Source organism: Gulosibacter hominis (assembly GCF_904842695.1).
In the GTDB taxonomy this organism is placed as follows: Bacteria; Actinomycetota; Actinomycetes; order Actinomycetales; family Microbacteriaceae; genus Gulosibacter; species Gulosibacter hominis.
The window spans coordinates 387,734-409,672 of record NZ_CAJGWQ010000001.1; the positions used below are offsets into that span (position 1 = coordinate 387,734).

A 21,939-nucleotide genomic window follows, 5' to 3' on the forward strand; every position below is an offset into this window, starting at 1 on the left:
CGGCGGCTTACCGACGTTGGCGCTTCACCATCCACGAGTGCAGAAAAGGCGGCGATTTTCGCGTGTCGACTCCCACCTCTGGCTCCGCAGGCCAGCCCATGAACAACTTCGGTGTCAACGACTGGCTCGTTGCTGAGATGTACGCCAAGTTCAAGGACAACCGAAATAGTGTGGATGAGGCCTGGTGGCCCACGCTCGAACGCTACGCCCAGTCGTTGCAGGGGCAGCAGGCTGCGCCGGCAAAACCTGCCAAACCGGCCGCCAAGGTTGAAACTGCCGATAAGCCGGCGCCAGCTGCTGTCGCAAAGTCGCCCAGCAGCAAGTCGGGCGCGAAGACCACCGGCCGCCCGGCGCAGAGCCGCAAGGTGCCAGCCGACGCGCCCAAGGGTGTTAAAGATGCTGAGCCCGAGCGCGAGCCGACCGTTGAGCCGCTGAAGGGCATGTCAAAGGCGATCGCCAAGAACATGGACGTGTCGCTCGAGATTCCCACCGCTACGAGCTACCGCGAAATTCCCGCGAAGCTGATGATCGACAACCGCATCGTCATCAACAACCACCTGCGCCGCACCCGCGGTGGCAAGGTGTCATTCACGCATCTGCTTGGTTTTGCACTCGTGCAGGCGCTCAAAAAATTCCCGTCGCAGAACGTTTACTACGACATCGTTGACGGTAAGCCATCAGTGGTTACACCGGCGCACATCAATCTCGGTATTGCTATTGACGTTGAAAACCGTGACGGCAGCCGTGGCCTGGTGGTGCCGAGCATCAAGCAGGCCGAGCGGATGAACTTCCGCGAGTTCCTTGAGGCTTACGAGATGCTCATCAAGCGCGGCCGTGAGGGGAAGCTCACCGCCGCCGATCACGCCGGCGCCACCATTTCGCTCACGAACCCCGGTGGTATCGGTACGGTGCAGTCGTCGCCACGACTCACCAAGGGGCAGGGATGCATCATTGGTGCCGGCGCGCTCGACTATCCCGCCGCGTTCCAGGGCATGGCGCAGGAGACACTCAACGACCTGGCCATTTCCAAGCGCATCACGGTTTCGTCGACGTACGATCACCGGGTCATCCAGGGCGCCGGTTCGGGTGAGTTTTTGAAGATCGTTGCCGAGCATCTCACCGGCGGCCACAACTTCTATGAGGATGTGTTTTCGGCGCTGCGCATCCCCTACCGACCGATTCAGTGGTCGAAGGATGTGCACGTCGATCTGGCTGCAAACATCAACAAGACGGCCCGCGTGCAGCAGGTCATCAATATGTACCGGGTGCGCGGTCACCTCATGGCCGAAATCGACCCGCTCGAGTACGTGCAGCGTTCGCACCCCGATCTCGAGATCGAGTCGCACGGCCTGACGTTCTGGGACCTCGAGCGCGAGTTCGTGACCGCCGGGTTTGGTTCGAAGCGCACGATGAAACTGCGCGATATTCTCGGCATCCTGCGCGACACCTACTGCCGCACCACGGGCATCGAGTACATGCACATCGATGACCCCGAACAGCGACAGTGGTTCCAAGACAAACTCGAGCACCCCTATATTCCGCCCACGCACGACGAGCAGCTGCGCATCCTCACGAAGCTCAATCAGGCTGAGGCGTTCGAAACGTTTTTGCAGACGAAGTACGTGGGTCAAAAGCGGTTCTCGCTCGAGGGCTCCGAGTCGGTGATTGCGCTGCTTGACCAGATTGCATCCGATTCGATCGACGACGATATTCGCGAGCTTGCGATCGGTATGGCCCACCGTGGCCGCCTCAACGTGCTCACGAATATTGCCGGTAAAACCTACGACCAGATGTTCCGCGAGTTTGAGGGCTCGGTTCCGGGGAAGGTTGCCGGTACTGGTGATGTGAAGTATCACCTCGGCATCGAGGGCACCTACACCTCCCCCGAGGGTAAAGAACTGCCGGTGTATCTTGCCGCCAACCCGTCTCACCTCGAGGCCGTGAACGGTGTGCTCGAGGGTATTGTGCGCGGTAAACAAGACCGCGATCCGGACGGTGTTTATCCGGTGCTGCCGGTGCTCATTCACGGTGATGCGGCCATGTCTGGTCAGGGCATTGTGTATGAGACCCTGCAGATGTCGAAGCTGCGGGCATACCGCACCGGCGGCACGGTGCACATCATCATCAACAACCAGGTTGGTTTCACCACTACCGCGCAGGATGGCCGCAGTTCGCGGTATGCATCCGATGTTGCCAAGTCGATTGATGCTCCGGTGCTGCACGTTAACGGTGACGACCCCGAGGCTGTGGTGCGGGTGGCGCAGCTGGCGTTCCAGTACCGTCAAAAGTTCAACAGCGATGTGGTGATCGACCTGGTGTCGTACCGTCGCCGTGGTCACAACGAGGGTGATGACCCGTCGATGACGCAGCCGCTGATGTACGACCTGATTGAGAAGAAGCGTTCGGTGCGAAAAATTTACGCCGACAATCTCATGGGTCGTGGTGATATCACGCAGGAAGAGTACGATCACGCCCAGGCCGAGTTCCACGCCGAACTCGAGCGTGCCTTTGCTGAAACGCACAATGTGCACACCGAGGCGATTACGGCCAGCGAACTCGCCACGGTTGGTTCGCGTGAGGAGCGTCAGCATTCGGTGCCGGTGAGCACTGCAATTCCGGGCGACGTGATTGCCAGCATCGGTGACGCTCACCAGAATGTGCCTGAAGGGTTCACGGTGCACCGCAAGCTGCAGCGGGTGCTTGATAGTCGCTACAAGATGTCGCGTGAGGGTGGCATCGACTGGGCGTTTGGTGAGCTGTTGGCGCTTGGTTCGCTGCTGATGGAGGGTACTCCGGTGCGGATGAGCGGCCAGGATTCACGCCGCGGCACGTTTGCGCAGCGGCACGCGCTGCTGCACGACCGGGTAACCGACCGCAACTGGATGCCGCTGCAAAACCTCGGTGATGATCAGGCCCGATTCTCGGTGTACGACTCGCTGCTTTCGGAATATGCGGTGATGGGCTTCGAATATGGCTATTCGGTGGAACGGCCCGATTCGCTCGTGCTGTGGGAGGGCCAGTTTGGTGATTTTGCCAATGGTGCCCAGACTGTGATTGACGAGTTCATTGCTGCCGGTGAGCAGAAGTGGGAGCAGCGTTCGAGCGTTGTGCTGCTGCTGCCGCATGGCTATGAGGGCCAGGGGCCGGACCACTCGTCGGGTCGTATCGAGCGCTTTTTGACGCTGTGTGCCCAGGACAATATGACGGTGGCGCAGCCTTCGACTCCGGCGAACTACGCTCATCTGCTGCGCCTGCAGGCGTATCAGCGTCCGCGTAAGCCATTGATTGTGTTTACGCCGAAGTCGATGCTGCGGCTGCGCGGTGCCACGTCGTCGCTTGAGGAGTTCACGAAGGGGCACTTTAAGCCGGTGCTCGACGACTCGCGTCAGCTGGATGGTGCGGCGGTGAAGCGCATTGTGCTGCACTCGGGCAAGCTGCATTATGAGCTTGAGCAGCAGTTGACCAAGCGTGAGGATGATTCAATCGCGCTGGTGCGGCTAGAGCGCTACTACCCGCTGCCGTTTGAGGAGCTGCAGGAGGTTATCGCGAAGTACCCGAATGCTGAGCTCGTGTGGGCGCAGGATGAACCGGCGAACCAGGGTGCGTGGCCGTTCTTGCAGCGGGTGCTGTTCCCGAAGCTCGATCGTGAGGTGCGCCTGGTTTCGCGGCCGCCGGCGTCGGCTCCTTCGGTGGGCACGATGAAGCTGCACACTGAGCAGCAGGCCGAGTTGCTGTCGCAGGCGCTCGACTAGTTACTCTGGCTCTGTTTTAGTCGGGGCCGGGTCGTTCAGCAGCTGCTGGATCGACCCGGCCCCGACTTTTTGGTTGTGCGTGCAGTGGTTTGTTGTCGTTTGTGTCGCTGGTTGCTGGGGTTGTTTGAGCCAGCTGGATGAGCTGGGCGGTACGCAAGATGGCGGAGCCACATTTGTGGCTCCGCCATTTTTAGGCCGAGTTAGCGACGCAGCTCAGCGGCGTTGTCGCTGCTCGGTTTAGCGTTCCGAGTAGCGCCTGCGGATGGTGAGCAGGACTGCACCTGCCAGCATCAGCAGTGTGGCGGTTGCGAACGCGGTGGTTGCGCCGCTGGCACCGGTGCTGGCCAGGCCACCACCCGAGTTGTGGGCACCGTCAGTTCCTGCCGGCTTGCCGGTGTCGCCCGGAGTGCCCGGCTTGCCAGGCTGGCTCGGGGTTTCGCCCGGGGTGTTGTCTGCAGTCTCGGTCGGAGTGTCCGTTGGGTCGGTCGGGTCAGTCGGATCGGTCGGCTCAGTCGGGTCCGTCGGCTCGGTCGGCTCGGTCGGATCGGTCGGCTCAGTCGGATCGGTCGGCTCAGTCGGATCGGTCGGATCGGTCGGATCGGTCGGGTCAGTCGGATCGGTCGGATCGGTCGGCTCAGTCGGGTCCGTGGTCGGCTCATCGGTCGGTTCGTCAGTCGGGTCCGGTGCCGGGGTCTCGCAGTTGCACTTGGTACCGACCTTGATGATGTGATCGACCGGTTCGACGCGAACTTCGGTCGTGCCGTCGGTCTTGTGGACGCGCTCACCAGGCTTACCCTGCTGAACGGTCTCGACCTTACCGGCCTCGAGCTCAGGATCCTCGACAACCTTGACGTCGAACGCGATCTCTTCGGTCCACTCGACACCCTCGGCTGGCTTGGTGCCAACACGGACGATCCTCTCAACAGGCTCCTTGATGGTCTTCACTTCTGGCTGACCATCCTTGACGGTTACCTCAAGGATGCCGTTTTCGCCTTCCTGATCCACGACCTCCTGGCCTGGTTCGAGGTTCTTGTCGTAGACGATCTTGGTGGTGTACGGCAGCTCAACCTGCTTCGGCTCCACAGACGGTGCCGGGTCGTAGGTGCCCACGCGGATGATGCGCTTGGTTGGTTCCTTGGTGCGCTCAGTTGTCACGATCGGATCGCCATCCAGCTTGCCGTCCTTGATCTTCTGAGTCGAGGTCACAACCTCGGTACCAAGCTCACCTTCCTGGTCAACAACCTGCTTGCCCTTTTCCAGGGTGTCGTCGAAGACGATCTCAGTCTCGAACGGAACAGGCTTCTCAACCTTGGTCACCACTTCGGTGTCCTCAGCGGCCGGACCGTACTCGATGATCTCGTCGACCGGGTCCTTGGTCTGCTTCTCTTCAGGGGTGACCGTTGCCTGGTCGCCCTTGGCAGTAAAGTCAGCGGTGTAGGTCTTCTCGCCAGGAACGCCCTTCTGGACGACCTTGATCTCACCCGGCTTCAGCTCCGGGTTCGGGCGGGTAATAACCTCGAACGGAACCTGGGCGGTCCAGGTGACCGTCGAAGAAGCCTCGGACGGTTTGGTGCCGACCTTGATGACCTGGTCAACCGGCTGCTTGGTGATTTCCTCGGTGATCTGAGGGTCGCCAGGCTTGGAGTTGACGATGTCGCGTGTGATCGTCACCGTCTTCTCACCAGGAACACCCTCGGTCACAACCTCAGACGTACCGGCAGGCATGTTCGGATCGAATTCGATCTTCACACCGAACGGAACCTCAGACTTAACCGTCTCAGTGGTGGTGCCGGTGGTCTTGGTGCCGACGCGGATGATCTGCTCGGTTGGTTCCTTGGTGCGCTCAGAGGTTACGACCGGGTCGCCCGAAGGCTTGCCGTCCACGAGCTTCTGAGTCGAGGTCTCAACCTCGGTACCGACTTCACCCTTCTGGTCAACAACCTGCTTGCCGGCTTCGAGGGTGTCGTCGAAGACAACCTTGGTGTCGAACGGAATCGGCTTCTCGGTCTTGGTCACGAGTTCGCTCGGAGCAATGCCAGGGCCGTACTCGACGATGCGTTTGACAGGCTCCTTGGTGGTTTCTTCCTCGACGACCTCAGCCTGATCGCCCGAAGCAGTGAACTTAGCGGTGTAGGTCTTCTCACCGTTCTCACCTTCCTGAACAACCCGGGTTTCACCCGGCTTCAGGTCCGGGTTCTCGCGAACCTCGGTCGGGTACGGGATCGGAACCGTCCATGTGACTTCCTTGGCGCTCTTGGCAGGCTTGGTGCCGATGACGACGACCTCGTTGACAGGCTCCTTGGTGCGTTCCCACGTGCCGTCCTTCTTCATCTTTTCCGCGCCCGGCTCACCTTTGGTTTCAGTGCGGTACTCGCCGGCAGGGATGGAGTCGTCGTACTTGTACTCGACCTCGAACGGAACCTCGCGCGTCGGAACGTCAATAACGTTCACAACAGCGTAAGCGGTATCCGTAGAGCCGTCCTCGTAAGTCACGCTAACCGGAATCTTGACCTGGTCACCTGGCTTCGCATCCGCAGGTGCGGTTGCGGTGACCTGGCCATTGTCGTCAATGCTGACAGTCCAGCCGGCAGGAACATCACCCAACTTGTATGGGTTTTCCTTAGCGACATTGACGTTGTCCGGCTTCTCGAGAGCGACCGGCAGCGTAGCGGTCTCGCCCGGGTAGACCGTTTCTACCGGGTAGGACGGCTCGGCTTCCCAGCTGTTGGTCAGCTTCACCACGGTGGTGACAGGCACCAGCGGGGTGGAGCCGTCCGTAGTCGTCACAGTGACGTTGATGGTCTTACTGTCACCCGGCTTGGCGTCAGCCGGCGGGGTGGAAGACACGACACCGGTGTTCGGGTCAACCGTGTACTTCCAACCGTCAACTTCCTGCTCAGTGATCGGCGCGTCGTTCTCATCCTTGCCGAAGGAGAACTTCGAACCCTTAGGGGCGTCCTGGACGTTGTGGTTCACAGCCTGGTTCGGGCCAGTGGTCTCCACGGAGTAGGTCGGAGAGATGTCGCTCTTGAGAACAACGACGGTGCCCTTGACCTCTTGCGGCTTGTCAGCGTTGTCGTAGTGGGCAAGAACTGGGACATCCAGGATGTAGCCCTCAGGTGCGGTCTTCGGAATGGTCGTGGTGATTTCACCAGTGTTCTCGTCGATCTTGACGGTCCACGTGCCGCTGTCATCCGTGACGGTCATCTCGGTCGAGCCGTCCTTGAAGGTGTAGCGCTTCGGAGCCTCGTCGGTCGTGTTGCCGCTCAGGCCGCGCTCCGGAATCTCAGGCTTGAGGGTGACCTTGGCAGTCGGCTTATTGGTCACCGTGTCGTAGTTCGGGATCTTGATGTCGACGATCGCCTGGAACTGGGTCTCGATCTCGTCCGTGGTCTGGTCCGGGTAGGTCGCCTTCACCTTCGGGGTGATGATGGTGCCCGGCGCCACGGTGTCGTCCGCCTTTGCAGTGACCTTGCCGGTTTCATCGACGGTGACGGTCCAACCTTCAGGCACAGTGGACGGGTCGATCTCAAACTTAGCCGGGTGGACCGGCTTGTGGCCCTTCATGATTGACTTTGTACCCACCTGGGCGGTGAGGTCGTCACCGATGTTGCCCTTAGTCAGGCCCGGGCGCACGAGGTCGGTGACCTGGGTGTTGTTCGGGTCGACAACCACGAGCAGCTCGAGCTTGTCTGTGGAGCCGTTGGAGTATTCCACTGTTACAACAGGGCGAGCGAAGGTGCCCGGCTTCGGGTTTTCCGGGGCGGTGACGGTGACGTTGTAGTCCTCGTCCATCTCGACGGTCCAGCCCTCGTAGACGTACTTCTCGTCGAGGGTGACCTTAGCTTCAAAGCCGCCGTCGCCCTTCTTCTTCGCCAATTCCTTGATCAGGTCTGGGGTCTGGGTGAAGGTGACCTTCTGAGGCTCGGTAGCGATCGGACCGGTAGCACTATCGACGCCCGAAATAATCGAAGCGTCTGTCTTGTCGTACTTCGGGTCGTGGTACTCGGTGTCGTCCAGCGAGAACGCCTTGGAGTCGATGACGTTCGCCGTGTTGTAACGCGTCAGCGAGTTGGAGCTGTCGAAGGCCTTGCCTTCTTCGCCGATGTTGTTTTCAGCGGCAGCCTGGAGCTGGTCAACGGTACGTGGCTTCGCCAGAACGGAGAAGTTGACGTTCTTGTCGGTCGCCAGATCGGTACCACGGTATTCAGGCCAGGTGAAGTAGATGTCGCCAGTCTTTTCGTCGATACGCAGGAGCTGCTCACCACCGGAGACAGATGGGTCAGTGGTGCCGATGAACTTGCCGTTGCCGTCGTAAGCTTCCACGACCATGCGGGACATCGAGTCGTCCGTACCGCCGTTCTGCACAGCAGGAACGTTGATCGTGCCGACCTTGGTTTCATCACCTGCGACGATCACGTGCTTCTCGAAAGACTCCCACGAGACCGTGATCGGGTTACATTCGATGTTCTCGCTGGGCCACGGGTTTACAGTAGCGCCAAACGACGCGCTGTTCCCCCGGGTGGCATACGGGGCGGCAGTTTTCTCTTGCTTGTAGTTGCCCTGCCAGGCGTAGCGCACGGGATTGTCGGCAGTGGCCGAAGCGAACTGCTTAACCTCCTCATCAGTGAGTTCTGCGTAGAGATTCAAGTTTCGTTGAACGCGAAAACCATCAATGACGATGCTTTCGTCCGCCTTGTGGGTGACGTTTTTATCAATAAAGGTCTGGCCGGCCTCCATGGAAGGCACCTCGCCGGTATCCAAGACTGCGCCAAGATTACCCGTATTGCTGAAGTACCAATCGGCGAATGTGCGGTCCTTCGAGTTATCAAAGGAGACGCTCAGACCCCACAGGGTTTTCGAGGGGCTGGTCGCACTCGGCTCCAGGGTGTTCCAGCTGAAACCAGCCTGGCTGTGGTTAGGGGTGTCGAACTCTTCGACAACACACGAACCGGCAGGGAGGTCCGAGGCCATCTGCGCATCCTTCTCGACCGCGCCCGACTTGTCGCGGATGCCGCCGGAGAATTCAGCCGCGACTGCCGACTCAACCGTGGCGAAGTTCGAGACGGCAACAAGCGCGCCGCCCGTCAAAGCCAAAACTGATAGTGCAGCAATACCCGAGCGCGATATGCGCCTCAAAGCTGCCTCATTGCGTGAAATATGCATCCTCATTCCCTAAATGGAGTGTTGCAGTGTCTTATTGCCCCATGCCAATTGTACGGTCACCAACAGATCCGCACTAGTACTGAAAAGTAGCATTCAACCAGGCTTCCTTCGGAGAATGCTTTGCCACGCTGCCCGCACGGGCACCCGGCACTAGCCGCGCTCGAGTGCCGACTGGATACGCTCGCGCAGCTGCTCAGGCGCGATCTGCTCACAGCAGGCCCGGCGCACCACCTCGGTAATCGTCAACTGAACCTGCGCCTCGTCCGAGCAGTCGACACAGTGACACAGGTGTTCGCGAATCGCCGCGGCATCGCACTCGTTGAACTCGCGGCGAAGAAACTCTTCCATCGACTCGCGCGCCTTCTCACAGCCACAATCGCCCACTGTTACTCCCCCTCCTCAAGTCCAATTCCGTATTCGGCGGCATACTCGCGCAGCCGTTCCCGCAGCATCCGCCGTCCCCGATGCAACCGGCTCATGACCGTGCCCACGGGCGTATCCATCACCTCGGCGATTTCGCGATACGTAAATCCCTCCACATCGGCCAGCAGCACCACGCTGCGGTAGTTGTCGGGAAGGTCTGCCAGCGCATCCGTCACCGCGCTCGCCGGCAAATTGTCGAGCGCTTCGGCCTCAGCCGAACGCGAAGACTGCTGCGGAGCCGTATACGACTCGGCACCCGAAAGCTGCCAGTCTTCGAGCTCTTCAAGCGGATTCGCATACGGCGTGCGCTTCGCCTGCCGGTACTGATTGATGTACAGATTCGTTTGGATGCGGTACAGCCAGGCGCGAATATTCGACCCCGGCTTAAACGTGTCGAACGCGGCGTAGGCCTTCGTGAACGTTTCTTGCACGAGGTCTTGCGCATCGGCAGGATTGCGGGTCATCCGCATGGCGTGACCGTACAGCTGATCAAGCAGCGGCAGCGCCTCGGCTTGAAAGCGCGCGTGCAGCTCGGCATCGCGGCCACTCGTGCTCGACACGTCAGCGCCCGCGGGCTCGGCAGCGGGCCTAACCTGTTCGGCCGGCTGGGTCGACTCATTGGGGGCAGGGTGTGTCATCACCCCCGAGTCTACGAGCACCCGCGAATCCACGCGCCCTCCCCCACTTTTTGAACACTTGTCGGTACTCTCAATAACTGATGGAGATCTTCAAATATTCCGGACCCACCTTTGACCTGTACGGCGAAGAATGGAGCGACTCGCTCATCCTCGACGATGGGCCGTGGCCCGCGCCCACCGCATCCGGCCCACTCGACGCGAGCGTGACCGTGCCCGGTTCAAAATCGATCACGAACCGAGAACTCGTGCTGGCGGCGCTCGCCGACGAGCCATCACTGCTGCGCCGGCCACTGCACGCACGCGACACCTCACTCATGGTGGATGCGCTGCGGGCGCTCGGCACCGACATCGAAGAAGTACCGCACCCCGAAAACCAGTTCGGCCCCGATCTGCACATCACCCCCGCCGAAGAGCTCGAGGGCGGCGTATCGATCGAGTGTGGCCTCGCCGGCACCGTAATGCGTTTTGTGCCGCCGGTCGCGGCGCTGGCGCTCGGTCCGGTGAACTTTGACGGCGACGAAGCCGCACATAAACGCCCCATGTCGGGCGTGATTGAGGGGCTCGAAAAACTCGGTGTTGAAGTGCGCGATGATGGCAAGCGTCGCCTGCCATTTTCGATCTATGGTGCCGGCAAGGTCAGCGGTGGCGATCTCGACATCGATGCCAGCGCATCCAGCCAGTTTGTTTCGGGGCTGCTGCTCGCGGCGCCTCGGTTCACGAACGGCCTCACCCTGCGCCACACCGGCGAACAGGTGCCGTCACTCCCCCACATTGAAATGACCCTCGACGCGCTGCGGGCGCGCGGGGTGGATGCATCCAGCCCCGAACCGAATGTGTGGCGCGTGGCCCCCGGCCCGATTGCCGGTCGCGAGCTGACCATCGAACCCGATCTGTCGAACGCGGCGCCGTTTTTGCTCGCAACGATTGTCACCGGCGGCGCGGTGTGCGTGCCCGATTGGCCCGACACATCGACACAGCTTGGCGATCTGCTGATTGCGGTGCTGCGCCAGCTCGGAGCCGAGGTAGAACTGCGCGACGGCACCCTGTATTGCAGCGCCGAAGTGTCGCGCCGGCCCGAGTCGTTTGAATTTGATTTTTCGGATGCTGGCGGCGAGCTGGCACCGAACATTGCGGCGATCTGTGCGCTGCTACCGGGCACCTCGCGGCTGCGCAGCATCGGGCATCTGCGCGGGCACGAAACCGACCGAGTGGCAGCACTGGCCGCCGAGCTGCAGCGGGTGGGTGCGACCGTGGTCGAACACGATGACCGGTTGGAGATCACCGGCGGTGAACTGCACGGCGCCACCTGGGGCTGCTATGAAGATCACCGCATGGCCACCACCGGTGCGCTGATCGGGCTTGTTACCGAGGGAATCGAGCTTGATGATGTGCGGTGCACCTCAAAAACCCTGCCGCAATTTGTGGCGATGTGGAACGCGATGCTCGCCGGAACCACACCGGGGCCCGAAGAAGAGCCGCCGACATCGTTCATCTCGCTGTCGCTGTAGCCGAGGAGTAGCACGCAATGGCAGGTTGGCAGCGTACCGACGCCTACGACAAATACGGCCGCTATAGCGAAGAGGATGTGCGCATCCGCGCCGACCGTCGCGGTGCCCGGCCGCGCACCAAACAGCGCCCCGCGCATGAAGATGCCGTAGAGGGGTTCGTATTTGCGGTGGATCGCGGGCGGTACAGCTGCCTAGTAGACGCCGGCCAGCGCGGCGAACGCGAAGTGATTGCAGCGCGGGCGCGTGAGCTTGGCCGCAAAGCCATCGTCGTTGGCGACCGGGTGGCACTCGTGGGTGATGTGTCGGGTGATGCCGGCACGCTGGCGCGGATTGTGCGAGTCAATGAGCGTTCGACGCTGCTGCGGCGCTCGGCGGATGACAGTGACGAGGTTGAACGCGTGATCGTCGCGAACGCCGACCAAATGTGCATCGTGGTGGCAGCGGCGCAGCCCGAACCGCGCCCGCGGCTGATCGACCGCTATCTCGTGGCCGCTTATGACGCGGGGGTTTCGCCGCTGCTGGTGATCACCAAAACGGACCTTGCCCCGGCGGATGAGTTGCGTGCACTCGTTGAGCCGCTTGAGGTGCCGGTGTTTGAATCGCGGCCCGGCGATGAGACAGTGCTCGAGCAGCTTGAAGCAGCGTTCGACGGGCACACGACGGTGCTCGTTGGACATTCGGGGGTTGGGAAGTCGACGCTCGTGAACGCGCTCGTGCCGCACGCAAACCGCGCCACCGGACACGTGAATGCGGTGACCGGACGGGGACGGCACACATCGTCGTCGTCAGTGGCGATGCGCATCGGTGGCGGCTGGGTGATTGATACGCCGGGTGTGCGTTCGTTTGGGCTGGGGCATGTGCGCGATGACGCGGTGTTTCGTGCGTTTCCGCGGCTGGCCGACGTTGTGGCCGAGTGTCCGCGCGGCTGCACGCATCTGGATGATGCGCCCGATTGTGAGCTCGATGCGGCGATGGCCGATGGCCGGTTGGATGCTGTGGGTTGCCGCCGGGTGGCGTCGCTGCGGCGGCTGCTGGTGTCGATGTCGGCGTAGGGCTGGCGGCCCGCGCGTGAGTTCAGCGGAAGATTTTGCGCCCAGGATGCTTCCTGACGCATCGTAGGCCGGGATTATTCCGTTGAACTCACGGCCTACGCTGGCGGCCTACCTGCGGAGCGTGGGCGATACTGGTGCTATGGCCTACGAATTGCTCCACCCGATCACTGCCGATCTGCGTCTTGCCCGCCAGTTGGCGGATTTCGCCGACGAGGTTTCGATGCGGTTTTTCAACTCGCGCGATTTGGGCGTGTATTTGAAAGAAGACCGCACGCATGTCACCGATGGTGACCGCGAGGTGGAGCGCGTGATTCGTGAGAAGCTCGCGGATGCGCGGCCCTCGGATGCGTTCTATGGCGAAGAGAGCGGCCGCGATGGTAATTCGCGGCGCCAGTGGGTGATTGACCCGATTGATGGCACCGCGAACTTCATGCGCGGGGTGCCGATTTGGGCGACGCTGATTGCGCTGGTGGTGGATGGGCACCCGCAGGTTGGTGTGGTGTCGGCGCCGGCGCTGAACCGCCGCTGGTGGGGTGCGACCGGGCTCGGCGCGTATTTGGATGATGACCTGAGTGATTCGGATACCGCGACCGATCGGCGCATCGAGGTGTCGGGCATCACAAAACTTTCGGAGGGTCAGATTAACTATGGCTCGCTGAAGTACTGGCAGGAGATTAATCGGGTTGAGCCGATTTTGCACCTGAACGAGCGGGCCTGGCGCTCGCGCACGATCGGTGATTTTTGGCCGTACATGCTGGTGGCTGAGGGCGCGTTTGAGGCGTCGTGCGAGGTGGATCTCGCGCCATACGATATGGCGGCGCTGATCCCGATCATCGAAGAAGCCGGCGGCACCTTCACCTCGGTTGATGGCGAGCCGGGATGCTGGGGCAGCTCGGCGGTTGCCACCAACGGCCTCGTGCATGACGAGGTGCTGCGGGTGCTGCAGGGGCGGTAGTTGTGGGTTCGCGGCTCGGTGTGTTCGTCCGTTCGGGCAGCAGATGGGACATCTATTACGACCATTGGAGCGCTTATCGCATCGGTATGGATATTGCCGTCGATGGTTTTGAAAAGACGATGCGTCGCTTCCGTTGGTTGAAGCCGTGGGATGTGTCGGGGCCGGAAGACTGGGACACTGCGACGTGGCTTGAGGGTTCTCTCGTCATCGATACGGTCGCACGAGTCGTGGTGTGGGCTGGGGAGGCTCAGGGACTGTATCTACCGAGACTGATCAATTACCTCACTGAATATTCATGGCCGGGATGGACCGCGATTTGGTCACCGGAAGATATTTACGGCACGCTTCGTGCTGTCGGGGTAAACCCGACAGCTATGCTCGAGCCGAGTGACGAGGATCGCGAGCCGTGGGGAATCGATGATTCTCTATATCCATCGGCATACGAGCGCCGGTATGAGGTGCTCACTGTACGGTTAGCCTCGGGCGAATTAATTTCGTGGCCATCTGATTTTGAACTTGAACGAATCGCTCACTATGGGCCGCTTGTAATTGAGAAAGTTGCTCAGGACGTGTTTCGATGTTTTACCGAGGGCAGGCTCTCAAACCAAGAAATGGAACTACCTACGGAGCCTGAGTCGGGGGTGGTCGTCGACTACACGACGAAACATCTGCGCTGGTGGTCGCTGTATAACGACCGGTTTCAAGTCATTCCATTCGATTTACATTGGCCCGGCTGGAAGGTCGAAACGCGCGGTGATGACTTTGCGTGGCAAGAGCAGCTGGTCGGCTCCCCTCTGCGTAACTGGCAAAGTGATCTCGCGAATCTTCGCCGAGAAATTGACAAGACCTTTGAGGAGGCGAATCGAGCCGATCCCGATCCGCTCGGGGACCTCCGCGCCAGCGACCGGCAGATCGCCGATTCGATGCCGACGCGCGACCTATCCCGGGCGGCATTCCACCGTCTGATTGATCGCATCGAGGATACCCCGGTACCGGCTGCGCGGTTCATCGACCGGTTCGGGGTCATCCGGACACCGTCCGAGTGAACGATCACTCTGGATCAGGATTTCGAAACACGGCCGACAGTTCCTTGTGATTCGAGGAGATTGAGTAGATCTTCGAGCGGCGTCGCTGGTTTCAGAGTTATCGGCAAGCTCCCTGCTTTATCACCCAAAAGAGATCCAGCCCACTCGCGACAGAAGTCGCGGCAGGCTGAACCATTCGTCACAGAATAGCACGTGTAGCGTTGTGCAGCTAACTATGTCGTGTCTAAGGACTTTTTGGACAGGATGTCTAATGGCTTTTGGACGTCGGCGGCGGTGGAATATCCGGATGGCTATTCCATTGCACAAGCACAGTAAAGTCGCAGATTCGGTCCCGTTCGTAACGGTGTTCGCGCTTCACACAGGGCAAGCGGGCGAGTCTATTCCCGGCATGGTCGCGCATCGAAACGATCGCCTAGAGTGACCTTCGCGGCCTCCGAAAGGTCGGCCAGCGCCTTGTTCTGGGCTGCCTTGTCGCCGGGGAAGGCCAGCGGCACAACGGCACGAGCGTCCACTGCCGCGAGGCGCTTGGACACCTTCACAAGATCGACATCGTTGTGTCCGCGCCGGGCGTGCTCGCTCAACGTCTGATCGTTGCCGATCCGGTAGCGTTCATGCAGCGCGTCGGCCGTCGTCACAATCCAGCTCTGTGCTTGCGCCGGACTAAGGTTACGCACGTCGCGCGCCTCGTCCACCGCCTGCAGGGCCGCCGCCGCGCGCTCGACTCCCGCGGCCCCGCGAGAGTCGTAGAACACGCGGCCATCACGGTTCTGCACCGCAACGCGATCCACGGCATCGGATGCTGCCAGCTCCCGAACCGTCTCACGAACGTTCGCGGCCGCCTCATCATGCGCCCTGCTCGGCGTCCAACGCCCCTCACCGAAGTCCCTGACCTGTTCGACGTACCGCGAAACAGTGGCCGCCCGCGAAACCTCCAGCGGCACAGCGACAACACGTAGCTCCGTCTCATACCCGGCCGCCTTGAACGCCTCGAACTCGCGGCGCAACATCCCCGCGTCGCGCAACGTTGTCTCAACGACGGCGCTACTCCCCTGTTCGCGCAGATACTCGTTTGCTTTGCCGACCCACTGCCCCGACGCCTGACTCGTGACATTGGGCATGAGCAACGGGTCTTCCCTCATCAGCACTTCATAGTCTGGATGAAACTGGCGCAGTTCGTCACCGTTAATGACAACCGCGCCGGGAATCTGCCGCTGGATATCAGCCACCACGCCACCCTTGCCCGCTCCCGGCTGTCCACCGACCGAGACGAAACGTGGCGGTGCCGAGACTCCGGCACCGCCACGTTGGGGTTCGATGTAGTCGGGAACGACCCGCTGCTCAAACCGGGCCTTCAACTCGTGCGGGCTGAGCCGTTCGCTCATGCAGCGAGCTCGGGAGCGTGAACCGGCATAGTCGCCCACAGCTCGCGCAGCTCCGCGCGCTTCGCCTCCACAGCGCTCTGACTGTGGGAGTCCACCGCGCGCACCTGACGGCGCAGCTCGATCCCGGCATTGCGCCAGTGCGCAGCACTAGCCGACTGGCCCGCCTCATCCGCCCAAGCGTTGTACCGGCCCCCGATCCTCGTCGCTAGCTCAAGCATGGCGTCGTAACTCATGGGATTGAAAACCTGTTCGGTAAGAGTCATCTTGCGCCTCCGATCCTGTACAGCCGGTGCGGCCACCGCGACCATCCTACCGCGGCGGCCAAAACGGTAAAGAGCAAGTTTTGGCCGCCGCGAGGTTTCGGCCCGAGTTATGATCGGTCGAGCGTCGGTGTGTCTCGCTCGCACGGTCGCTTCAACAGCTCGGAGACCTCCGCGCACCGTCCGAGTGAACAATCACCCTGGATGAGGATTCCGAAACACGGTCGACAGTTCCTCGATCAGCGCCTTCGTGTTCGGCGCGACCGCACGAATCTAACCGCCCAGCACGCAGTGCGCAATGAGGTGGTCGAGGCGACGCACATCGGTGCCCTTGCCCAGTTTGATCTTGATGTGGCCGGCGCGCGTCCACAGCTCAACCTCCGAATTAAAGTCAAGCCGGCCAGCGTTTTCGGTCGACCACATATTGATCGCCGTATAGGGAAGCGAATAGATTTCGACCTTCTTCCCGGTCATCCCCTGCGCATCTCGCACGATCAGCCGCTTATTGGTAAAAATCGCCGAGTCACGCATGGTTGCGTAGGCGGCGTACGGCTGCTCGCCTTCGACCATCAACGCACCAAACAACGCACAGAGCCCGCCTCAACTCAGCAGTCGAGACGGGCTCTGCCCGGTCAATCAGCGCGCGGCGCTACTGCATTTCGCGGCGCTTCGCGGCAACCAGCGCAGCGCCGGCAGCCAGCAACAGCACGGCCATCATCGCCACGAGGCTCTGGTCAGCGGCACCGGTGGTGGCGAGCTGGCCGCCAGCAGCATCCTTGCCCTTGCCCTGCCCATCGGCAGTCGGTGCGGGGCTACCGGGTGCGGCAGGCGCATCGGTGCCCGGCTCCGCAGTTGGGCCCGGCTCTTCAGTCTCGCCCGCATCCGAACCAACAACCTCAATCGTCAGCGGATACTCGGTCTCCCCCGCCTTGATCACAAACACATGCTCGCCAGGCGCCAGGTCGGTCGGCACCGTGAAGGTCACGGCGGCCCGACCGGTCTCGGGCAGCTGCGGCACAATCGTGTTGTCGACATCCGCGGTGCCGAGCACTGTGCCATCCGCAAGCGAAATCGAAGCGGTCGCAGGCTTTTCTTCATCCGCGGTCATCGACAGCGACGACAGGTTGATTGTCACCTCGGCGCCCTGCTTGAACTCGGGCAGCGCGCCCACGCCAATCGAACGCTGCGAGTTGCTCACCTTCCATCCCGGCTTAGCCTTCAAAAACTCGACCGTCGCGGCCAGGTCTTTGTACCCAAGGTTTTTGAAATTCGCGCCCTCGGCAAGCGCGGTGAACCCGTCGCCACCGGCCAGCAGGAACGTACCCGCAATCACCCGGTAGGTGCGGCTCTCGTCATTTCGGTCGAGCAGCTCACCGTGGATGCGCACGCTCGTCACCTTCGAGCCAATCGGCGCCTCGGGGTCATAGGTATACGCGATTGTGTCAGACAATCCCAGCTGCAGCACCGGACGCGAGGCTTCCTCGCCCTTCCACTGCTGCTCGAGCAGCTCATACACCTGCTTGGCGGTCAAATCCACCGTGCCCATATCGCCATCGAACGGCTGCGTCGACTGCGCCTCGCCGCGGGTAATCACGCCATCACCATCAGCATCCAGATCGGCACGCACACCGCCCGAGTTGATCAACCCAAAATCGGCGCCAAAGCCGTTCAGCTGCGAAAACTCGTAGAAGCTCTGCGCGATCAGGTTGCCCGCCGACGACTCGGTTCCGCGGTTTTCATTACCCTGCTCGTTCGAGTCAAAACCGAAGTTCGTGGCGCGACGTGCCTTGCCCTCGATCGAACCCACCGGTTCCTTACCAAGCTCATCCGCCTGCGCCTGGTACTCCTCATACATGCTCTTGAACGGCTCAGCCGCACAATCAGCATCCGCAACCTTCTTCACCGAAAGCATCGAAGTCGCAGCCGAAACCACCTTGCCATCAGCATCAATATCGAGATCAATCTGACCGATCAGATTGCCAAAATAACCCGGCTGCACCACCGGAGCACCCGACGCCGTTTCGCCGCTGTACTCGACGTGCGAGTGCCCGGCCACAACCACATCCACATCAGCGCCAACCCCGGCGGCGATCTTGTAGTCGTCGTGGATCAGCGCCACCACCACATCGGCCTCACCATTGGCATCGTCGCCGTCTTTGAGCTCGGCGGCAACCTTGTCGACCGCGGCAACCGGGTCGGTGATGCTCAGCCCCGCAATCCCGTTGGGGTCAACGAGGGTGGGAAGGTCTTCGGGCGCGGCACCAACAAACGCCACATCCACACCGTTATCGGTGCGCTTGATCACATACGGCGGCACGATCGCCGGGTCGAGGCCCTCAATATTGGCCGCCACATACGGGAAATCTGATTTGTCTTGCAACCGGCCGGTGAGATCTGCCGTACCGCGATCGAGTTCGTGGTTACCGACGCTCGTCACGTCAAGCTGCATGGCGTTGAGCATCTCGAGCGTCGGCAGGTCGTCATTCACGGCCGAAATATAGGCGCTACCGCCCACATTGTCGCCATTGGATGCGAGCAGCACGTTGCCGGGGTTCGCATCCCGGATGCTGTTCACCTGACACATCATGTTCGGCACCTGCCCCAGGTAGCCGTGGAAGTCGGTCATGGTGAGCACCGTCACCTTCGACTGCGGAGCGTCCGCGTTTTCTTGTGCGATCGCCGGGGATGCAATCCCGGCAAAAGCGAGCGAAACGCCGACGATCGCGGTGATCGGGCGCGCGATGAAACCCTTCATGAGGCACAGAACCTTTCAGGCAATAGCCATGCAAAACCGAGCGGGAACAGCACGCAAGCTACCGCCCCGAAGTTACCGGCCAGCAAATAGCGGGTTGCCCACTACCCCGGCGCTTCGCTCGCGGCAAGCCGATCTATAACGCGCCGTTCGAAAACTCCCTGGCCACGCAAGAACCGGAACGGCGAAACCGCCTCCGGACGCCTCAGGCTCGGCGGCGGCGACTCACCATCAACAACCCCATACCCGCCACAACAGTCACGGCCGCAAGCGCGGCGGTGGGCACAACCTCTGCACCCGTGCGCGCCAGTGCTCCCCCAGCGTCCGATGGGGTGCTTGCGTTATCGGTGCCGCCGGCGTTGTCGGTGCCGTCCGGTTGCGTCGGGTCGACTGGCGCGTCCGTTGGATGTTCCGGTGCTGCTTCGTCGGTCGGCTGGCCGGTTGGCGAGTCGCTCGGCTGTTCGGTTGGCTCGGCCGGATCCTCGGTTGGGCGCTCGGTCGGATCCTCCGGAGTTGGTTCTTCCGTCGGTTCCTCGCTCGGTTCCTCCACTGGAGGTTCTGTGTCGCCTGGCTCTTCGGTGGCCGACTTCTTCTCGACCACAAACGTCAGCCGCTGAGTCTCAGCGGTAGCCTCCCCGCCATCGTGATTCGAGCCGGCGCTGCGGGCGCCCTGCTCGCCGCCACTGGACTGCTTGGCGCGGGCCGTCACATCGATCGTGTAGGTGCCCGGCTTAGTGAACGCCCACGCGGTGTGCATGTGCGTGCCCGGAGGAAGCGGCACGTCGGAAGCCTTCTCGCTCGAAGCATACATCCGGTCGATAGCGCCCAGGTTCTCGGTGTACGCGAACCACTTACCGCCCTCAGGGGCGCTCACCGGGGTGAGCGTCATGGTTGCACCCTCGGGGTACTTGACACGGTCCAGAGCCTCGCTCGAGAAGCCCGGCCACACACGCCCAGGCTGCTGACCCTGCGGCAAAACATACAGCTCGCTGCCCTTCGGGCCGAGCACGTCATAGCTCTCATCGGCCAGCACGTTGCCCTCACGCTTGACCTTCGCGAGCTTGGTGACTTCCAGCGTCGTCGAGTTGATGGTTCGGAGTACCGACTCCTTGGCGTGCTGACGCGAATCATCACCCAACGCCACCGAGAACTTCCCGTCCACCTCCATGGCGCGCAAATCTACGTGGCCGTTGTTGATCGTCACAGGCGTGTCCAGGATCGCGCCGTCGGAGCCTTCGTTCCCGTCGTCGCCCGGCGCTGGCTCACCCGGCGCCGGCGCGTTGCTTTCGCCGACGCCGGAGAACTGCGTCTCAACCGTCTTACCGGCGCCGCTCACCTGGCCGAGGTCGATCACGTCCGTGTTGCCGATCGCAGCGCGCGGTTGCGGCTCCAACGTGAGGCGCAGCGAATAGCCATCGCCTTTGCAGTATTCGCGGTCCGCCACGATGGCGCGGCGGCCTGGGCCGCTCACGCCTTCAACGGAGCAGGTCGGCTCGTCGTAGCCTTCCTCATAGAAGCCACCCGTGACGTTATAGATCAGCGAATCATCCGCAGGCTTGGTGTCGATGGTGATGAGGTCGCTCTTGTCTTGCGGCCGCGCGGTGACGGACACATCGCGCGAACCGACCGTGACCTCACCCTCCGAGAACTCGCCGGCCGGCACATCGGGGGTTTCATCCGGGAACTCGCCCGCATCCTGAGTGGATACGGCTTTCTGCCCCGTGGCGGCGCTCAGCGGCGCGCTAATCCAGCGGGCGGCACCCTTGGCAGGCACGAACACGGCCTGGAAATTCGAGGTCTGCGAGCCGATCATCTCGCTCCACGTCGCAGTGCCGTTCTTCACCGGAACCTCGGCGAGGTGGTAGCCATCGATGTAGAACACCACCGTGCCCTCAGCCGCTTCAGTACCGGCGTTGAAAGTGAGGTCGGTGAGGTTCTTGTCGCCGTCGCGTTCGCTTCCTGTGTGTGGGGCGATCGTGAACGTCGACTTGGAAGCAGCGGTGCCTTCCGCCGCGCTACCGTCCACCGCATCGGCCGCTTCGTTGTACGCGGCGCGCACGTCGCCGAGCTTCTCATCAGTAGGGTTGGTGCCTCCTACCCGCCACACCAGCGTCGTGGGCTTGGAAGAGATGAAGCTGCCGTCGGTTGTGCGAGCGGTGGCGTCAAACGTGACTTCGTAGCGGCCTGGCTTGGTGAATGTTGTGATGTTGTGGGTGTGCGTTCCGGGGTCCAGCCAGACGGTGCGGGACACCTTGTCATGCGAAGAGAACAGGCGCGTCACCGGCAGGTTCCCGTACGTCGAGTGGTTGAACATCTCCATCCGGCCGGGGCCGTTGAAGCCGACCATTTCCAGCGCGAAGTTGCCGTCTTGGAACTGTTCGATGGGCACCGCGGTGTCCGCTCCGAAGCCCGACCAGATGGGGCTGTTGCCCGGCCCCGGAACTTGCGGCGCCATGTAGAGCAGCTGACCGTCCTCGCCAAGGAAGTCCAGGCGCGGGTCCGAGGTGATGGGGAACGTGTAGTTCTGGCTGCCGTCGTCGTTGTAGCCGCGGCCCACCCAGTTGGCGGTGGTTTCGAGTGGAACGGTTTTCCCGTTGGCCTGCGAGTTAATCGCGAACGTGCCAGCTTGTTTGTTCCAGAAAACCTTAGGGGCGTCGATGTGGGCTTTCGTCTCCACACTGCGGTCGTTGTCTGGCCCGGCGTAGGCAGGGGCCGCGCCGAGCGTCAGTGTTGCGGTGATGCTCAATGCGGTGGCGACAGTGGTTGCCGCGATGGCCGCTGCGGCGAGGGAGGCACGGGTTGCCCGGAGGACGCGCATGAACCGCTCCTTAGCTGGTGAAGACTCTGTTGCGAATGATGCGATTGCTGATGATTTTCGTATTGCTAATCATTCTCATTTGCAATCGTTGGTGGGACAACATTAGCGGATGCGTGGACCCTGCGCCACATGAGCAGCCGCTCATGCGCGGCTGGCATACCCGTCGCCCAGCCCGAGTGCCCGGTTT

At 61.7% G+C, this 21,939-nt stretch carries 13 protein-coding genes; 5 read left to right on the forward strand and 8 right to left on the reverse strand.

Annotated elements, in window-relative coordinates; translation table 11 throughout:
* Positions 1-98 precede the first annotated feature (98 nt).
* Complete coding sequence (locus JMV54_RS01790; RefSeq protein WP_201517147.1) at positions 99-3,752, forward strand: multifunctional oxoglutarate decarboxylase/oxoglutarate dehydrogenase thiamine pyrophosphate-binding subunit/dihydrolipoyllysine-residue succinyltransferase subunit; 3,654 nt, start codon at positions 99-101, stop codon at positions 3,750-3,752.
* 237 nt (positions 3,753-3,989) lie between these two features.
* On the opposite strand, the gene JMV54_RS01795 is transcribed toward JMV54_RS01790, so the two are convergent.
* The 3 genes from JMV54_RS01795 to JMV54_RS01805 form a co-directional block, all read right to left on the reverse strand.
* Positions 3,990-8,918 carry a G5 domain-containing protein gene (locus tag JMV54_RS01795; RefSeq protein WP_201517148.1) on the reverse strand — a complete coding sequence of 1,643 codons (4,929 nt, stop codon included), beginning with the start codon at positions 8,916-8,918 and terminating at the stop codon, positions 3,990-3,992.
* 150 nt (positions 8,919-9,068) lie between these two features.
* Complete coding sequence (locus JMV54_RS01800) at positions 9,069-9,266, reverse strand: alpha-ketoglutarate decarboxylase (RefSeq protein ID WP_230972758.1); 198 nt, start codon at positions 9,264-9,266, stop codon at positions 9,069-9,071.
* 38 nt (positions 9,267-9,304) lie between these two features.
* Complete coding sequence (locus JMV54_RS01805; RefSeq protein ID WP_201517150.1) at positions 9,305-9,979, reverse strand: sigma-70 family RNA polymerase sigma factor; 675 nt, start codon at positions 9,977-9,979, stop codon at positions 9,305-9,307.
* 80 nt (positions 9,980-10,059) lie between these two features.
* On the opposite strand from JMV54_RS01805, the gene aroA reads away from it, so the two are divergent.
* The 4 genes from aroA to JMV54_RS01825 all read left to right on the forward strand — a co-directional run bounded on the left by aroA (position 10,060) and on the right by JMV54_RS01825 (position 14,540).
* Entirely contained in the window at positions 10,060-11,487 is a 1,428-nt protein-coding gene (aroA, locus tag JMV54_RS01810) for a 3-phosphoshikimate 1-carboxyvinyltransferase (RefSeq protein WP_201517151.1), read from the forward strand.
* A 17-nt stretch (positions 11,488-11,504) separates the two neighbouring features.
* Entirely contained in the window at positions 11,505-12,539 is a 1,035-nt protein-coding gene (gene rsgA, locus JMV54_RS01815) for a ribosome small subunit-dependent GTPase A (RefSeq protein ID WP_201517152.1), read from the forward strand.
* 139 nt (positions 12,540-12,678) lie between these two features.
* Entirely contained in the window at positions 12,679-13,494 is an 816-nt protein-coding gene (locus JMV54_RS01820; protein WP_201517153.1) for an inositol monophosphatase family protein, read from the forward strand.
* Positions 13,495-13,496: 2 nt separating this feature from the next.
* Complete coding sequence (locus tag JMV54_RS01825; RefSeq protein ID WP_201517154.1) at positions 13,497-14,540, forward strand: hypothetical protein; 1,044 nt, start codon at positions 13,497-13,499, stop codon at positions 14,538-14,540.
* Positions 14,541-14,917: 377 nt separating this feature from the next.
* Here JMV54_RS01825 and JMV54_RS01830 read toward each other — a convergent pair whose 3' ends face one another.
* The 5 genes from JMV54_RS01830 to JMV54_RS01850 all read right to left on the reverse strand — a co-directional run bounded on the left by JMV54_RS01830 (position 14,918) and on the right by JMV54_RS01850 (position 21,752).
* Complete coding sequence (locus tag JMV54_RS01830) at positions 14,918-15,922, reverse strand: zeta toxin family protein (protein WP_201517155.1); 1,005 nt, start codon at positions 15,920-15,922, stop codon at positions 14,918-14,920.
* Positions 15,919-16,185, reverse strand: a complete 267-nt coding sequence (locus JMV54_RS01835; protein ID WP_201517156.1) for a hypothetical protein — start codon at positions 16,183-16,185, stop codon at positions 15,919-15,921. Before JMV54_RS01835 ends, JMV54_RS01830 begins: the two co-directional genes overlap by 4 nt.
* A gap of 270 nt (positions 16,186-16,455) precedes the next feature.
* Entirely contained in the window at positions 16,456-16,752 is a 297-nt protein-coding gene (locus tag JMV54_RS01840) for a PH domain-containing protein (protein WP_201517157.1), read from the reverse strand.
* A 79-nt stretch (positions 16,753-16,831) separates the two neighbouring features.
* Positions 16,832-18,937, reverse strand: coding sequence for a bifunctional metallophosphatase/5'-nucleotidase (locus tag JMV54_RS01845; RefSeq protein WP_201517158.1), 2,106 nt, complete (start codon positions 18,935-18,937; stop codon positions 16,832-16,834).
* A gap of 202 nt (positions 18,938-19,139) precedes the next feature.
* Positions 19,140-21,752 (reverse strand): choice-of-anchor M domain-containing protein, encoded by a 2,613-nt coding sequence (locus JMV54_RS01850; protein WP_201517159.1) that lies wholly within the window; start codon positions 21,750-21,752, stop codon positions 19,140-19,142.
* Positions 21,753-21,939: the final 187 nt, after the last annotated feature.

Coding starts and splice junctions, on each gene's coding strand:
- JMV54_RS01790 (WP_201517147.1), top strand. CDS start 99: ATGAACAACTTCGGTGTCAACGACTGGCTCGTTGCTGAGATGTACGCC.
- JMV54_RS01795 (WP_201517148.1), bottom strand. CDS start 8,918: ATGCATATTTCACGCAATGAGGCAGCTTTGAGGCGCATATCGCGCTCG.
- JMV54_RS01800 (WP_230972758.1), bottom strand. CDS start 9,266: ATGGAAGAGTTTCTTCGCCGCGAGTTCAACGAGTGCGATGCCGCGGCG.
- JMV54_RS01805 (WP_201517150.1), bottom strand. CDS start 9,979: ATGACACACCCTGCCCCCAATGAGTCGACCCAGCCGGCCGAACAGGTT.
- aroA (WP_201517151.1), top strand. CDS start 10,060: ATGGAGATCTTCAAATATTCCGGACCCACCTTTGACCTGTACGGCGAA.
- rsgA (WP_201517152.1), top strand. CDS start 11,505: ATGGCAGGTTGGCAGCGTACCGACGCCTACGACAAATACGGCCGCTAT.
- JMV54_RS01820 (WP_201517153.1), top strand. CDS start 12,679: ATGGCCTACGAATTGCTCCACCCGATCACTGCCGATCTGCGTCTTGCC.
- JMV54_RS01830 (WP_201517155.1), bottom strand. CDS start 15,922: ATGAGCGAACGGCTCAGCCCGCACGAGTTGAAGGCCCGGTTTGAGCAG.
- JMV54_RS01835 (WP_201517156.1), bottom strand. CDS start 16,185: ATGACTCTTACCGAACAGGTTTTCAATCCCATGAGTTACGACGCCATG.
- JMV54_RS01840 (WP_201517157.1), bottom strand. CDS start 16,752: ATGGTCGAAGGCGAGCAGCCGTACGCCGCCTACGCAACCATGCGTGAC.
- JMV54_RS01845 (WP_201517158.1), bottom strand. CDS start 18,937: ATGAAGGGTTTCATCGCGCGCCCGATCACCGCGATCGTCGGCGTTTCG.
- JMV54_RS01850 (WP_201517159.1), bottom strand. CDS start 21,752: ATGCGCGTCCTCCGGGCAACCCGTGCCTCCCTCGCCGCAGCGGCCATC.